General features: G+C 56.0%; 13 protein-coding genes. 5 read left to right on the forward strand and 8 right to left on the reverse strand.

The annotated features are described in order from the left end of the window. Nucleotides 1-48: 48 nt before the first annotated feature. Nucleotides 49-1749, forward strand: a complete 1701-nt coding sequence (locus ACIQZK_RS03615) for an amidohydrolase (protein ID WP_397574945.1) — start codon at nt 49-51, stop codon at nt 1747-1749. On the opposite strand, the gene clpS is transcribed toward ACIQZK_RS03615, so the two are convergent. The 5 genes from clpS to ACIQZK_RS03640 form a co-directional block, all read right to left on the reverse strand. Then, nucleotides 1746-2075, reverse strand: a complete 330-nt coding sequence (gene clpS / locus ACIQZK_RS03620; RefSeq protein ID WP_322788758.1) for an ATP-dependent Clp protease adapter ClpS — start codon at nt 2073-2075, stop codon at nt 1746-1748. The two genes, ACIQZK_RS03615 and clpS, sit on opposite strands and share 4 nt — an antisense overlap. Nucleotides 2076-2292: 217 nt before the next feature. Next, a complete protein-coding gene (locus ACIQZK_RS03625; RefSeq protein WP_397574946.1) occupies nt 2293-2730 on the reverse strand; it encodes a phasin family protein in 438 nt (145 codons plus the stop codon). A 281-nt stretch (nt 2731-3011) separates the two neighbouring features. Then, entirely contained in the window at nt 3012-4151 is a 1140-nt protein-coding gene (locus ACIQZK_RS03630; protein ID WP_397574947.1) for an acyl-CoA dehydrogenase family protein, read from the reverse strand. A gap of 111 nt (nt 4152-4262) precedes the next feature. Further along, entirely contained in the window at nt 4263-5456 is a 1194-nt protein-coding gene (locus ACIQZK_RS03635; RefSeq protein WP_395636178.1) for an acyl-CoA dehydrogenase family protein, read from the reverse strand. Nucleotides 5457-5520: 64 nt separating this feature from the next. Next, a complete protein-coding gene (locus tag ACIQZK_RS03640; RefSeq protein WP_397574958.1) occupies nt 5521-7179 on the reverse strand; it encodes a PHA/PHB synthase family protein in 1659 nt (552 codons plus the stop codon). A gap of 80 nt (nt 7180-7259) precedes the next feature. On the opposite strand from ACIQZK_RS03640, the gene ACIQZK_RS03645 reads away from it, so the two are divergent. The 4 genes from ACIQZK_RS03645 (at nt 7260) to ACIQZK_RS03660 (ending at nt 11614) form a co-directional block, all read left to right on the forward strand. Next, complete coding sequence (locus tag ACIQZK_RS03645; RefSeq protein ID WP_397574948.1) at nt 7260-9092, forward strand: DEAD/DEAH box helicase; 1833 nt, start codon at nt 7260-7262, stop codon at nt 9090-9092. An 88-nt stretch (nt 9093-9180) separates the two neighbouring features. Next, the gene (locus tag ACIQZK_RS03650; protein WP_397574949.1) at nt 9181-10392 is read left to right on the forward strand and encodes an LL-diaminopimelate aminotransferase; all 1212 of its coding nucleotides are present in this window, start codon (nt 9181-9183) and stop codon (nt 10390-10392) included. A 1-nt stretch (nt 10393) separates the two neighbouring features. After that, nucleotides 10394-10858, forward strand: coding sequence for an acyl-CoA thioesterase (locus ACIQZK_RS03655; protein WP_397574950.1), 465 nt, complete (start codon nt 10394-10396; stop codon nt 10856-10858). A 12-nt stretch (nt 10859-10870) separates the two neighbouring features. Further along, nucleotides 10871-11614, forward strand: coding sequence for a class I SAM-dependent methyltransferase (locus ACIQZK_RS03660; protein ID WP_397574951.1), 744 nt, complete (start codon nt 10871-10873; stop codon nt 11612-11614). Nucleotides 11615-11633: 19 nt separating this feature from the next. Here ACIQZK_RS03660 and ACIQZK_RS03665 read toward each other — a convergent pair whose 3' ends face one another. The 3 genes from ACIQZK_RS03665 to rplJ all read right to left on the reverse strand — a co-directional run bounded on the left by ACIQZK_RS03665 (nt 11634) and on the right by rplJ (nt 13290). Continuing rightward, complete coding sequence (locus ACIQZK_RS03665; protein WP_397574952.1) at nt 11634-12170, reverse strand: adenine phosphoribosyltransferase; 537 nt, start codon at nt 12168-12170, stop codon at nt 11634-11636. A 144-nt stretch (nt 12171-12314) separates the two neighbouring features. Further along, nucleotides 12315-12686: a 50S ribosomal protein L7/L12 gene (gene rplL / locus ACIQZK_RS03670; protein ID WP_395629258.1), complete on the reverse strand. Its 372-nt coding sequence runs from the start codon at nt 12684-12686 to the stop codon at nt 12315-12317. A gap of 88 nt (nt 12687-12774) precedes the next feature. Then, nucleotides 12775-13290, reverse strand: a complete 516-nt coding sequence (gene rplJ, locus ACIQZK_RS03675) for a 50S ribosomal protein L10 (protein ID WP_183939690.1) — start codon at nt 13288-13290, stop codon at nt 12775-12777. Between the last annotated feature and the right edge of the window lie 321 nt (nt 13291-13611).

Here is a 13611-nt window from a genome sequence, read left to right on the forward strand (position 1 = left end):
CCCGGATTTTGCAACCGATAGTCGGCCGATAAAGTCTTGGGAGAGAGAATGATGCGTTTGAAATATGGCCTGCTTTGCGCATTTGCACCGTTGCTCTTGGCGGCGACGCCCGCGCAAACGACGGACATTATTTTGACGGGTGGATCGATACTCACCATGGCTGGCGATCAGCCCGAGTTTGTTGAGGCCATATTGCTGCGCAACGGCAAAATCGCTGCTCTTGGCACGCTCGCCACGGTCAAAAAAGCTGCGGGCAAAAAGGTCGAAATGGTCGACCTGAAAGGACGCACCGTTCTGCCCGGATTTATCGATGCGCATGGGCATATGGGCTATGTCGGACAGAATGCAGCGATGGCGCAATTGCAACCACCGCCCGTTGGGACCGTTACATCGATCGCAGAGTTGCAGGACGCGCTGCGCCAATATCCACGCCCCGCCGGCATGCCGCTGATTATTGGCAATGGCTATGACGATTCGCAACTGGCCGAGCGGCGCCATCCGACACGGGCGGATCTGGATGCGGTTTCCACGACCGTTCCGATTTTGATTCTGCATGTCAGCGGGCATTTTGCGGCGATGAATTCGGCGATGCTTAAGCTGGTTGGCTATACGCCAGAGACGCCCGATCCGCAGGGCGGCGTGATCCGGCGTGAGGCCGATGGCAAAACGCCCGATGGCGTGCTGGAGGAAACGGCGCTCTATCCCGTGTTGAAAGTGCTTACGCCGCCCAGCATCGATGCCAGCATTGCGCCGCTGGTGACTGGTGCCAAAATCTATGCCGCCAATGGTATCACCACCGGACAAGACGGACGGATCATGCCGGAAAACTGGGCAGCGATGGAGGAAGCGGACAAGCGCGGGCTATTCCCGATTGATGTCGTGGCGCTGACCTCCTTTGAACGTGACTGGCCCGCGGCGGTACGTGCGCGTATTGGAAAGCCTTATCCCGCGGGCGGGCATGTGCGCATTGGCGGCATTAAATTGACGATTGATGGTTCGCCGCAGGGACGCACCGCGTGGTTGAAAGACCCGGTGCCCATCCCGCCACATGGCCAGAAAGAGGGCTATGCGGGTTATCCGGCGATTGATCTGAAATTGTTTAACGCCAAACTGGCGGATGCCGCACAAAATGGCTGGCAGGTTTTTGTCCATGTCAACGGCGACGCCGCCGCGCAGGCCTTGATCGACGGGGTCCGGGACAATGGTCTGGCGGGTAAGCGGACCATCGCGATCCACAATCAGGTGGTCCAGCTGGATCAGCTAAAGGACATGAAGGCGCTGGATATCCAGCCCAGCTTTTTTGCCAACCATACTTATTATTGGGGCGACTGGCACCGCGATGTAGCGCTTGGGGCCAAGCGCGCCGATTTTATCTCGCCACAGGCAACTGGCTGGGCACTGGGGCTGCGCCCGACGGCGCATAATGACTCTCCGGTTGTGCCGCCTGACATGATGCGGCTGGTCTGGTCATCGGTGAACCGGCTGACGCAGAGCGGTGACATATTGGGGCCAATGGAGCGGATATCACCCTATCGCGCGTTGCAACAAGTAACGATCAATGCCGCGTGGCAAATTGGAGAGGATGGGGACAAAGGCAGCCTATCGCCGGGTAAGCGCGCGGATCTTGTCATTCTGGACGGAAACCCGCTGACCGTGGACGCAGCGAAAATACACAGCATCAAAGTGGTTGCGACGATTAAGGATGGCAAAACAATATATGGGTCGATTGGTGCGCCGAGCAAACCTTAGTCTTTTTCCAACGTGCATTGCAGCGGGTGCTGATTTTTTTGGGCGAAGTCCATGACCTGCGTCACCTTGGTTTCGGCAACTTCATAAGTGAAGATACCGCACACGCCGACGCCCTTTTGGTGGACATGTAGCATCACGCGGGTGGCCTGATCTGTGTCCATCTGAAAAAATGCCTTCAACACATGAACGACGAATTCCATCGGCGTATAATCATCGTTGAGCAGCAGGACTTTATACAGGCTGGGCTTTTGCGTCTTTGGCCGTGTACGCGTGGCAAGGCCGACGCCGGGTGTGCCCCCTGATTTGTCGTCGTCATCATGTGCCATGTGGATTTGCATCACTCTAAAATAGGTCAGGGTAGGGTGACTGCGCAACCCCTGTTCCATATCAATTTCGATTGGCTAAAAAGAAACCGCCCTTTCCGCAGGGGAAAGGACGGCTCTTTTATGATTGCGCTGGCGTTTCTCGGTTGCCCACCACCATAAGGAGGAGAGAGAGAAGGCAGCAGGCGCGAAATGCACCAGCGCAATGACCTCGGAAAACTTATGCAGCTTTCTTGAAAAGCTCAGTCGTTACCGCGATGCGGTTCGAAATCGGCTGGAACATTTCGTTTACCAGCTTTACCATCGCTTCGGTGTTCTTCGAACCCTGCGCTACCGCAGTGTCAAAGCCCTTGCGCGCCAGTTCACCCTGAAGCTTCACGAAATCGGTTGGCGATTTGACGGCCGTCAATTCTTTCACCGCAACCTGAACGTCTTCGAAATTCTTCTTGGCGAATTCGATGTTGGTCTTGCCCATTTCCTGAGCGCCCTTGGCAGCGATCTTGCCAGCTTCAACGATGGCTTCGACGTTGGCTTTGTTGAATTCAACGGCTTCAGCCGCGAAATTCTTGCCTTTTTCGGTCGCTTCGCTTGCCTTTTCACGCACGTCAGCGAAAAACTCGGTCGCTTTTTCAGCGGCGGCTTTTACAGTGTCAGTCATATTCGTCACTCCTTGAGCAATCGGTTTAGATCCAACAGACACGGCTTTCTTGGCCGGTAAAGCAGCAGGTTTCGCAACCTTCTTCTTTGCAACGGTGCTTGATGTGGCTTTCGCAGGCGCAGCCTTCGAGGCCGTTGGTTCAACGGTTTCGGTCGAAGAAGTAGCTGCTAATTTGCTTACCATGGCGTGCACCATTTCTGTTGTGTTGCAGTGCACAATAAAGATTCGTGCACGCACTGTCAACAAAAATGTTGCACTGCACAATAAATTGAATTGGCGGGTTAATCCGCCAATGTCAGGCGTTCAAAACGCGCATAATGATGGTCAGCCGAACCAAATTGGCTTTCGATCATCGTCGCGCGCTTGAAGAAATGACCGATGGCCAGTTCCTGCGTGATGCCAATGCCGCCATGTGTTTGAATGGCGCTTTGGCCCACGAACTTCGCTGCGCGCGAAACCTTTGCCTTACATGCCGACACCGCAGCCATACGTTCCGCGGCTGGCAAATCGAGCTTCAAGGTCGCCATTGTGGTCATGGATTTTGACTGTTCAACTTCCATGAACATATCGACCATGCGGTGCTGCAATACTTGGAAGCGCGAAATGGGCTGGCCGAACTGGTTACGCTGCCGCGCATATTCGAGCGTGCCCGAATGCAGCTTGGCGGTGACACCGCAGGCTTCTGCACAGACGGCAACGGTTGCTTCGTCGACAATGCGTTCGATCAGCGGAAGGCCAGCGCCCTCATCACCCAACAAAGCGTCGCCGGGGATAGCAACATTTTCAAAATAGACTTCAGAAGCCTGGAAACCATCGACGGTGGGATAGTCGCGGCGCACGATGCCAGCGGTGTTCGCATCAATCAGGAACAGCGATACGCCATTGGCTTCGCTGCCTGAACCGCCAGTGCGGGCGGTGACAAGCAAATGCGTTGCCCAAGGAGCGGCGTACACCACGCCCTTATGGCCGTTCAGCACATAGCCTGCGCCGTCTTTTTTCGCTGTCGTGCGAATGTTCGCAAGATTATAGCGACCCTGCGGCTCGGCGTAGGCAAACGCGATGATAACATTGCCGCCAATAATTTCTGGAATGACGGCATCGGCAATCGCGCCGCCAACAGCCTTCAACGCACCACCGCCAACAACGACGGTCTGCAGATAGGGTTCGATCGCAATGACCTTGCCCAATTCTTCCATAATCAAAGCATTTTCGAGGTGGCCGCCACCAAGTCCGCCATGGGCTTCGCTAAACGACGCACCAAGCATACCGAGATCTTGCGCCAGTGCCTTCCAAATGCCGGCGTCACGTCCGCTGCCGCTGGCAATCATCTTGTTGCGGCTGTCAAAGTCATATGTGTCCGCCAGAAAGCGGCTCAGGGTTTCGCGGATCATGTCCTGCGTTTCGGTGTAGCTGAAATTCATTATAATTATCCTGTCCAGTGGTCCGTCATGCTGAACTTGTTTCAGCATCTTAATTTCAACGTTGTGCATTAAGACCCTGAAACGCGTTCAGGGTGACGGCAAAATGTTAGATTAAATACCCAGCACCATCTTGGCGATGATGTTGCGTTGGATCTCGTTGGAGCCACCGTAAATCGTCGTCTTGCGGGTGTTGAAATAGGTCGGAGCAGCGCGATGCGCGTAATCCGGACCAATTGGATGTTCGTTGTCGCCTTCGCCAAATCCGCGGAAATAGGGCGCGCCATAATGGCCGACTGCTTCCAATGCGAGTTCGGTAATCCGCTGCTGGATTTCAGAGCCCTTGATTTTCAACAGGCTGGATTCGGGGCCAGGGCCCTTGCCCGCCGCTTCGCCCGCAAGGCTGCGCAGTTCGGTGAATTCCAACGCGGTTAGATCGATTTCAAGTTCCGCAATCTTACGCTTGAAAAATGGGTTGGCGATCAATGGGCGGTCACCGTCCTGCTCTGTGCGGGCAATGGATTTGATCTTCTCAACGCCACGCTTGGAGCGGGCAACGGCGGCAATGCCGGTACGCTCATGCGCCAGCAAGAACTTGGCGCAGGTCCAGCCCTTGTTTTCTTCATAGATGCGATTGGCAACGGGCACGCGGACGTCTTCCAACCATACTTCGTTGACTTCATGCTCACCACCCAAGGTGATGATTGGGCGAACGGTTACGCCGGGCGTCTTCATGTTGATGAGAAGGAAGCTAATGCCTTCTTGCGCCTTGGCATCGGAATCGGTGCGGACGAGGAAGAAGCCCCAGTCGGCATGTTGCGCCATCGTGGTCCATGTCTTTTGACCGTTCACGACATAATGGTCGCCATCGCGGACTGCCTTTGTGCGCAGCGAAGCCAAGTCAGAACCTGCGCCAGGTTCCGAATACCCTTGGCACCACCAATCGTCGCCGGACAAGATGCCGGGCAGGAATTGTGCTTTTTGCTCGGGCGTGCCGAAGGTGTAGATGACGGGTCCGACCATCGACAGGCCAAATGGCATGGTGCCGACGCAATCTGCTGCAGCAAGTTCTTCGGACCAGATGAAACGTTGCGTCGCGGTCCAGCCAGTGCCGCCATATTCGACAGGCCATGCTGGCGCGATCCAGCCTTTTTTCGCCAAAATGCGATGCCACGACAGAAAATCTTCTTTCGAAAGATCATGTCCTTCGTCTTGCACCGAACGGAGATTCTCGGGATAATTTTCGGCGATGAATGTGCGCACTTCCTGTTGGAAGGCGAGTTCTTCGGGACTGAATTCCAATTGCATCACGATTCTCCTAAAAATAGCTGAATGAGAATTAGTCGACGTTTACGTAAACGTCAACTGAATCTCATCGCGCTTTTACATAGCTTCCCGGAGCATATTCCAGCGCCTTCAGCGCGCCTTCGCCGGCTATACGGGCGCCTTTGGCAGGGACTTTATCGTCACCCTTGTCCAGCAGCCAAACAATCCAATCGGGCCACCAGCTGCCCTTGGTTTCGGTGGCGCCGTCGATGAATTCTTCCAGCGAGCCTGCGGTGCCTTCGTTGGTCCAATATTGATATTTCATTTGCGCCGGAGGGTTCACCACGCCGGCGATATGTCCGCTGCCCGCCAACAGGAATTTGACAGGGCCGCTAAAGTGATCCTGCAGCTTCCAAACGCTTTCGGCCGGCGCAATATGGTCTTCGCGCCCGGCCTGAATGTAGGAAGGCGTTTGCACGCGCCGCAAATCAATCGGCGTGCCAAGCGCAGATAGACTATCGGGCTCAACCAGACGGTTATCGCGATAGAGGTCCGCCAGATAGGCTTTGTGCCATTTGGCCGGAAGATTGGTGACGTCCCCATTCCAGTGCAGCAGATCGAACGCGGGGTAATCTTCGCCCAGCAAATAATTTTTGACGACCGTCGACCAAATCAGGTCCTTGCCGCGCAGCATGTTGAACGTCAGCGCAAGGAAGCGACCGTCCAAATAGCCATGCGGTGCGCTCAACGTTTCTACCATTGCGATCTGGTTGTCGTCGATGAAATTCAGCAGATCGCCGCCCGTGCTGAAATCGACTTGCGCGGTAAAGAATGTCGCGCTGCGCACTTTGTCGGCACCGCCAGTGGCGGCGAGGACGGCAAGCGTCGCGGCTAAGGTTGTACCGGCAACACAATATCCTATCGCATGCACATCTGGCACGCCAAGGCCGTCGCGTACGGTGTCGATCGCATCTATCTGCGCCGCGATATAATCGTCCCAGACAATGTCCTTCATCGAACTGTCTGCAGATTTCCAAGACACGACAAAAACGGTGATGCCTTGGTCAACGCAATATCTGATGAAGCTTTTTTCCGCTGTCAGATCGAGAATGTAGAACCGGTTTATCCATGGCGGAAAAATAATCAGCGGCGTTGCCAACACGTCCGGGGTCGTGGGATCATATTGGATCAGCTGATACAACGGCGTTTGGTGGACGACTTTGCCCGGCGTTGCCGCGATGTTTTCGCCAAGCCTAAAGGCAGCAGAATCACTGTGTGTTAACTGGCCGCGTTGCAAATCGTTCATCAGATTCTGCATGCCTGACATCAGGCTGGCACCGTTGGTCTCCATCGCCCGTTGTAGTGCGACGGGGTTGGTGAAGGGTGAATTTGCGGGGCTCATAGCCTCTATCATGCTACGCACGGCAAAGCCCATTTTTGCTTTGTCACTATCGGCGACGCCATCCAGCTGATCAGCCGCGCCGAGCATATAGTCAGACATCACCTGATATCCCTGACGCACCAAGTCGAAAACGGGATGTTCCCATTCAGGTGCAGCAAAGCGGCGATCCGACGGGTCAATTTTGCTGCGACCCGCCTTGGCCAGTGGCGCCAGCATCGTCCCCCACGCGTCCATCGCGGCGCGATATGCCGTCATTGGGTCAGCCGCAGAGGCTGCCGAACCCTCAAGCATTTTGGCGAATTGGTCGGGATCCATGAAGGGTGGGAATTTCGGTGAATCGGCCATATTCCATGCATAACAAATGTCAGAAAATTGTCGAAGATTGTTTTGTTGTGCGGCGCAGCATGGACATTAGGTAAAAAAGGGCGCAAAGGCGCGCAATAATGACGTTTGAAAATCTTCCCCCGCTTCTTGATGAAGCGCTCACCGCTCGTGGCTATACTGCTTTAACCCCTGTTCAATCTGCTGTCATCACAGCCGAGGCCGAAGGCCGCGACCTTGTCGTTTCGGCGCAGACTGGATCAGGCAAAACCGTTGCTTTTGGCTTGGCCATGGCACCGCAAATCCTTGATGGTGGACTGGTCAGCCTTGCGCGCGAACCCGCCGCACTGATCATCGCCCCAACGCGCGAACTGGCCCTGCAGGTCAGCCGCGAACTTATGTGGCTTTATGCCAAGGCTGGTGTCCGCATCGCTACCTGCGTTGGCGGCATGGACGCGTCGAAAGAACGCCGCACGCTCAATCAAGGCGCACAAATCGTCGTCGGGACCCCCGGCCGTTTGCGCGATCACTTGGAGCGTGGCGCACTTGACCTGTCCGCTTTGAAAGTCGCGATTCTCGACGAAGCTGACGAAATGCTCGACATGGGTTTCCGCGAGGAACTCGAAGAAATATTGAACGCGACGCCCGAAGGCCGCCGCACTTTGCTTTTCTCGGCGACTATGCCGAAACCAATCGTGTCGCTGGCCAAGCGTTACCAGCAAGACGCCCTGCGCATCTCGACCGTCGGCGAAGACCGTGGCCATGGCGACATCAGCTATCAGGTCGTAACGGTCGCTCCACCGGACATTGAGAATGCAGTTGTGAACCTGCTGCGTCTGCATGAAGCAGAAACCGCCATCCTGTTCTGTGCAACGCGCGAAAATGTGCGTCGTTTGCATGCCAGTCTGACCGAGCGCGGCTTCAATGTCGTCGCGCTGTCGGGTGAGCATTCGCAGTCCGAGCGCAATCACGCGCTTCAGGCGCTGCGTGATCGGCGTGCCCGTGTATGCGTTGCAACCGACGTTGCGGCGCGCGGTATCGATTTGCCGAACCTGTCGTTGGTGGTCCACGTCGAATTGCCACGCGATGCCGAAGGGCTTCAGCACAGGTCCGGACGGACAGGGCGTGCGGGTCGTAAGGGTACCGCCGTTCTCATCGTGCCCTATCAGCGCCGCAAGCGCGTTGAATCTATGTTGCGCGGCGCGAAGATTGAGGCGGACTGGATTAAAGTCCCGACTGCCGCAGATATTCGCGCCAAGGACCATGAACGTCTTCTCGAGACACTTTTGACACCCGTCGAAGTCGAAGACGAAGATCGTGCATTGGGTGCAAAGCTGCTCGAAACGATGTCGGCTGAAGACATCGCGGCTGCACTTGTCCGTGTGCATCGCGCCAAAATGCCGCAGGCAGAAGACATGCTGGATGACGGCACGCGCGAACGTCCGCGTGATGACCATCGCGCCGGATTTGACGATTCTGTTTGGTTCAAGCTGAACGTCGGCCGCCGCAACAACGCGGATCCAAAATGGATATTGCCGCTGCTGTGCCGTCGTGGCGGCGTGACCAAGAACGACATTGGTGCCATCCGGATTGCAGCAAATGAAACCCATGTGGGTATCGCTGCTGCCGCTGTTGCAAAATTTGCCAAAGCAATCGCGCAGCCGGGGCATGACGAAGACAATGATGTCGAGATCGTGCAAGCCAATGGCCCACCACGTGAAGCTGCGCGTGAAAACAAGCGCATGGGTCGCGACGGAGGCCGCGATGGTGGTCGCCCGCAGCGTGCCCAATTGGGCGTCAATCCACGCGGCGGTGGGCCGCGCGGTGACGGACCACCGCGCGGAGGTCCACGTGGTGGATCGAACCGTGACGGTGTACGTCCATTCCGCAATGATGGCCCACCACCGTCAAAGCATGGCGTGCGGCACAAAGCGAAAGGCAATCGGCCGCGCTAATCCGCGGACCGAAAGCTTTTTCTGGAAATGCACGAAAACTTCGCGCATGAGGGTGGCTCTGTAATCAACTAGCCGGAAACGGGAGCCAATGTCCGAAGAATTCTACCGCATGAAGCGTCTGCCGCCTTATGTTATCGCTGAAGTTAATGCGATGCGTGCGGCGGCCCGTGGAGCGGGTGAGGACATTATCGATCTGGGCATGGGCAATCCTGATTTGCCGCCGCCGCCCCATGTCATCGAAAAACTGTGCGAAGTCGCGCAAAAGCCCGATGCCCATGGCTATTCGGCGTCCAGAGGTATTCCCGGCCTCCGTAAGGCGCAGGCCAATTATTACGCGCGCCGCTTTGGCGTTGATGTGGATCCCGAAACCGAAGTCGTGGTCACGATGGGTTCGAAAGAGGGTCTCGCGAGCCTCGCAACCGCGATCACTGCGCCGGGCGACGTCGTCTTGGCGCCCAATCCAAGCTACCCGATCCACACGTTCGGATTCATCATCGCGGGTGCGACCATTCGGTCGGTTCCCACGACGCCTGATGAAAATTATTTTCGGTCGCTGGAGCGCGCCATGGCGTTCACAGTGCCGCGGCCTTCGATATTGGTGGTCAACTATCCTTCCAACCCCACCGCAGAAACTGTTGATCTGGCTTTTTACGAACGGTTGGTCGCATGGGCGAAAGACAACAAGGTCTGGATATTGTCCGATCTTGCTTATTCGGAACTCTATTTTGACGGCAACCCGACCCCGTCCATACTGCAGGTGAAGGGCGGCAAAGATGTGGCCGTTGAATTCACGTCATTGTCCAAAACCTATTCGATGGCAGGATGGCGTATCGGCTTTGCCGTGGGTAACCGCGAACTGATTGCTGCGATGACGCGCGTTAAAAGTTACCTCGATTACGGCGCATTTACGCCTATTCAGGCGGCGGCGTGCGCTGCATTAAATGGCCCACAAGACATTGTTGAACAAAATCGCCAGCTCTATCACAAGCGCCGCGATATCCTTGTTGAGGCATTTGGCCGTGCAGGCTGGGATATTCCTCCACCAAAGGCGTCGATGTTCGCATGGGCACCATTGCCACCTGCGCTTGCGCATTTGGGGAGCCTTGAATTTTCCAAACAGTTGCTGACCGAAGCAAAGGTCGCGGTCGCGCCCGGCGTTGGATATGGCGAGGACGGCGAAGGCTATGTCCGCATCGCTATGGTTGAAAACGAGCATCGTCTGCGTCAGGCCGCACGGAACGTGAAGCGTTACCTGCAATCGATGGGGGTCAACACCCCTGGCCAATCAAAGGCAATTTGACATGGCGCGCACCGAGTTTGCTTTCCATCACCGTTTCCGCGTGCGCTGGTCCGAGACGGACGCGCAGGGCGTCGTCTTTAACGCGCGCTATCTCGATTATGCCGATGTCGCGGTCACCGAATATTGGCGCGCGGTGAAATTCCGCGATTATGCCGATGGCGCGCCGTTGGAGTTTCATGTCAAAAAGGCGACCGTCACATGGTTCGCGCCGATTAAGCCGGACGAGCTTATTGAGGTGATGGCGCGCACGGTTGCGACTGGGCGGACCAGCATGACTCAAATCGTGGAAATCCATGGCATTACTGAAGATGGCTCAGACGATTTGCGCGCAACAGTTGACCTCGTCAGCGTGCATGTGGACCTCGATACGCATCGCCCCATTCCCTTGCCACATTGGGTGAAGGATGTTTTCCTGAACTTCGATAAACAGGCTGCCAATCCCGCAGCCGTTATGGCCGACGCGTAAGGCGAGCTAGGCATGCGCACGAACGCCCGGTTGAGCTTTCTGGCCATCATCGCGGTTCCACTGCTATTTGCGAGCGGCTGCACGCGAGAAGATAAGGCAGACGAACGTAGCGAGAGCGCCGCAGCATTCCCGCGCGCCGAACGTCTGGTGTCCACAGCTGGCGATACCGAATTTTCGACTGAGGCAGCGCGTGATGAAGCCGGAGAGGCCGAATTCGTGATGGATTGGGCCGGGATCCAGCTTGGGACCACGGTGGCCGATATCGGGGCAGGCGAAGGCTATTACACCATCCGCCTTGCCGACCGCGTTGGACCAAAAGGGCGCGTGCTTGCGCAGGATATCAATCGGGATGCACTTGACCGACTTGGTGACCGGGTCACGCGCGAACAGCTCGATAATGTTGCCATCAAGGAAGGCGCTCTGGATGATCCCCGGTTGCCAGAAAACAGCTTTGACCGCGTTTTCATGGTGCATATGTATCATGAAATAGGCGAGCCTTATGCGTTCCTATGGCGCATGCGGCCTGCGCTCGCGAAAGGCGGACAGGTCATTGTCGTTGACCGCGATCGACCCACCGCCCAGCACGGTATTCCGCCAAAGCTATTGTTCTGCGAATTTGATGCCGTGGGCTATCGTTTGACCGGATTTACCGAGCAATTGAAATTGGGTGGATATATCGCCCGCTTTGAAGTCAGCGGGAAGCGGCCTGAGCCTTCAAAAATTAAGACATGCGCTGCACGATATCCGCAAAGTTAAACGGAATATTGTGGCGCGCTTAATCGCCATCAAAACCAATCAGCGATGCCACCCGCACACCTTGGGCGCGCAACTTGGCCGCGCCGCCGAGGTCAGGCAGGTCAACGATGAACAATGCCTGTTCAACCCTGCCGCCGCCTTGCTGAATTAAGTCGACGCCCGCCAATGCCGTGCCGCCAGTGGCAATCAAATCGTCAACCAACAGCACTTTCTGGTCAGGCTGCACATGGCCGACATGCATTTCAATGCGGTCGGTGCCATATTCGAGCGTGTAATCCGTGCTGATTTTTTCGCCGGGCAGCTTCCCGGGCTTGCGCAGCATCAATTGGCCAAGGCCAAGCACATATGCCAGAGCAGACGCCACGATAAAGCCGCGTGCCTCAATACCCGCGACAAGCTGCGTATCAGGGTCCACCAGAGCCGCGAGCCGATCAATGGTCGTGCGATAGCCGTCGGCGTCGAGCAGCAGGCTAGAGACGTCGCGGAACATGATGCCCGGTTTGGGATAATCCGGAATGCTGCGAATCAGGGCGGCGAGGTCGGCGTTGCTATTCATGCGCCATGACTGCCTGCAACCTGCAGAATTTTCAAAAGAAAAGGGCCGAAATATGTGTGTTTATTGATGGCGAACGCGCGGCAATAAAAAAGGGGCAGCCTATCGCTAGGCCGCCCCATTTTATATCCCGTAAGGGAAACCGAATTACTTCAGTTCGACGGTTCCGCCGGCTGCAAGGATCTTCGCCTTGATGTCTTCGGCTTCTGCCTTGTTTACGCCTTCCTTGAGTGCCTTTGGCGCGGCCTCAACAAGAGCCTTTGCTTCGGTCAGACCAAGGTTGGTGATCGCACGGACTTCCTTGATGACTGCAATCTTGTTGCCGCCATCGCCGGTCAAGATAACGTCAAATTCAGTCTGCTCTTCAGCAGCTGGCGCAGCGGCACCAGCAGGTGCAGCAACAGCAACAGCAGCAGCGGCGCTAACGCCCCACTTTTCTTCCAAAGCCTTAGCAAGTTCAGCCGCTTCAAGAACGGTCAATGCCGAAAGTTGGTCTACGAGCTTTTCAATATCAGCCATTTAAATAACACTCCGATTTTCTGTCATATCTGTAGGGCCCGCCCAGCCGGTTAAAACCATGGGACGCAGCCGGTTTAATTCAAAAAAGTTATGCTGCCTTTTGGTCAGCATAGGCACCAAAAACGCGTGCCAATTTCGCAGCAGGTGCGGTCGACAGCTGTGCAAGCTTCGTTGCCGGTGCTTGGATAAGCCCGATAAGCGTGCCGCGCAGTTCGTCGAGCGATGGCAACGAAGCCAGCGCCTTTACACCGTTTACATCAAGGAACGTGTCACCCATCGCGCCGCCGACAATTTCAAGTTTGTCATTGGTCTTTGCGAACTCGACAGCAATCTTTGCAGCTGCAACCGGGTCCGACGATGTAGCGAGCGCTGTAGGGCCGGTAAGCAATTCAGCCACCGATCCATATTGCGTTCCTTCAAGAGCGATTTTGGCAAGACGGTTCTTGGCAACCTTATAGCTTGCGCCAGCGTCCCGCATCTTCAAACGAAGGTCGGTCGATTGTGCAACCGTCAGCCCGAGATTACGGGTGACGACGACAACCGCCGCTTCATTAAAAGTGGCGTTCAGCGATGCAACTGTTTCGGTCTTTTCAGAACGGTTCATGCATTACTCCTTTTTCAGACTTCGCCGGCAAGCCGACAAAATCCAACACGAAAAGCGAAACACCCGGCTGGGCGATCCGCTGACTTCAGTCCGTGGGGAAGTTTCATGCCGAACTCACACGATCTAAAATCGGGAGCGGTGGCGAAGGATGGCAAAAGCCAGTCCTGAAATCTCTATCCCCGTCTAGGCTGGAAATTAAGAACGGCAAATTCCGTTCACCAACTGTCTCGGACGGTTGCCGGTGGAGCCGTCGCCCCACCGAACGAGGCGGGCATTAGCAGGGTTGGGCGCAGAGTCAAGGGCGGCCGCCGCTTTGATCGC

Source organism: Sphingorhabdus sp. (assembly GCF_044338195.1).
Classification (GTDB): Bacteria; Pseudomonadota; Alphaproteobacteria; order Sphingomonadales; family Sphingomonadaceae; genus Sphingorhabdus_B.

Coding starts and splice junctions, on each gene's coding strand:
- ACIQZK_RS03615 (WP_397574945.1), top strand. CDS start 49: ATGATGCGTTTGAAATATGGCCTGCTTTGCGCATTTGCACCGTTGCTC.
- clpS (WP_322788758.1), bottom strand. CDS start 2,075: ATGGCACATGATGACGACGACAAATCAGGGGGCACACCCGGCGTCGGC.
- ACIQZK_RS03625 (WP_397574946.1), bottom strand. CDS start 2,730: ATGACTGACACTGTAAAAGCCGCCGCTGAAAAAGCGACCGAGTTTTTC.
- ACIQZK_RS03630 (WP_397574947.1), bottom strand. CDS start 4,151: ATGAATTTCAGCTACACCGAAACGCAGGACATGATCCGCGAAACCCTG.
- ACIQZK_RS03635 (WP_395636178.1), bottom strand. CDS start 5,456: ATGCAATTGGAATTCAGTCCCGAAGAACTCGCCTTCCAACAGGAAGTG.
- ACIQZK_RS03645 (WP_397574948.1), top strand. CDS start 7,260: ATGACGTTTGAAAATCTTCCCCCGCTTCTTGATGAAGCGCTCACCGCT.
- ACIQZK_RS03650 (WP_397574949.1), top strand. CDS start 9,181: ATGTCCGAAGAATTCTACCGCATGAAGCGTCTGCCGCCTTATGTTATC.
- ACIQZK_RS03655 (WP_397574950.1), top strand. CDS start 10,394: ATGGCGCGCACCGAGTTTGCTTTCCATCACCGTTTCCGCGTGCGCTGG.
- ACIQZK_RS03660 (WP_397574951.1), top strand. CDS start 10,871: ATGCGCACGAACGCCCGGTTGAGCTTTCTGGCCATCATCGCGGTTCCA.
- ACIQZK_RS03665 (WP_397574952.1), bottom strand. CDS start 12,170: ATGAATAGCAACGCCGACCTCGCCGCCCTGATTCGCAGCATTCCGGAT.
- rplL (WP_395629258.1), bottom strand. CDS start 12,686: ATGGCTGATATTGAAAAGCTCGTAGACCAACTTTCGGCATTGACCGTT.
- rplJ (WP_183939690.1), bottom strand. CDS start 13,290: ATGAACCGTTCTGAAAAGACCGAAACAGTTGCATCGCTGAACGCCACT.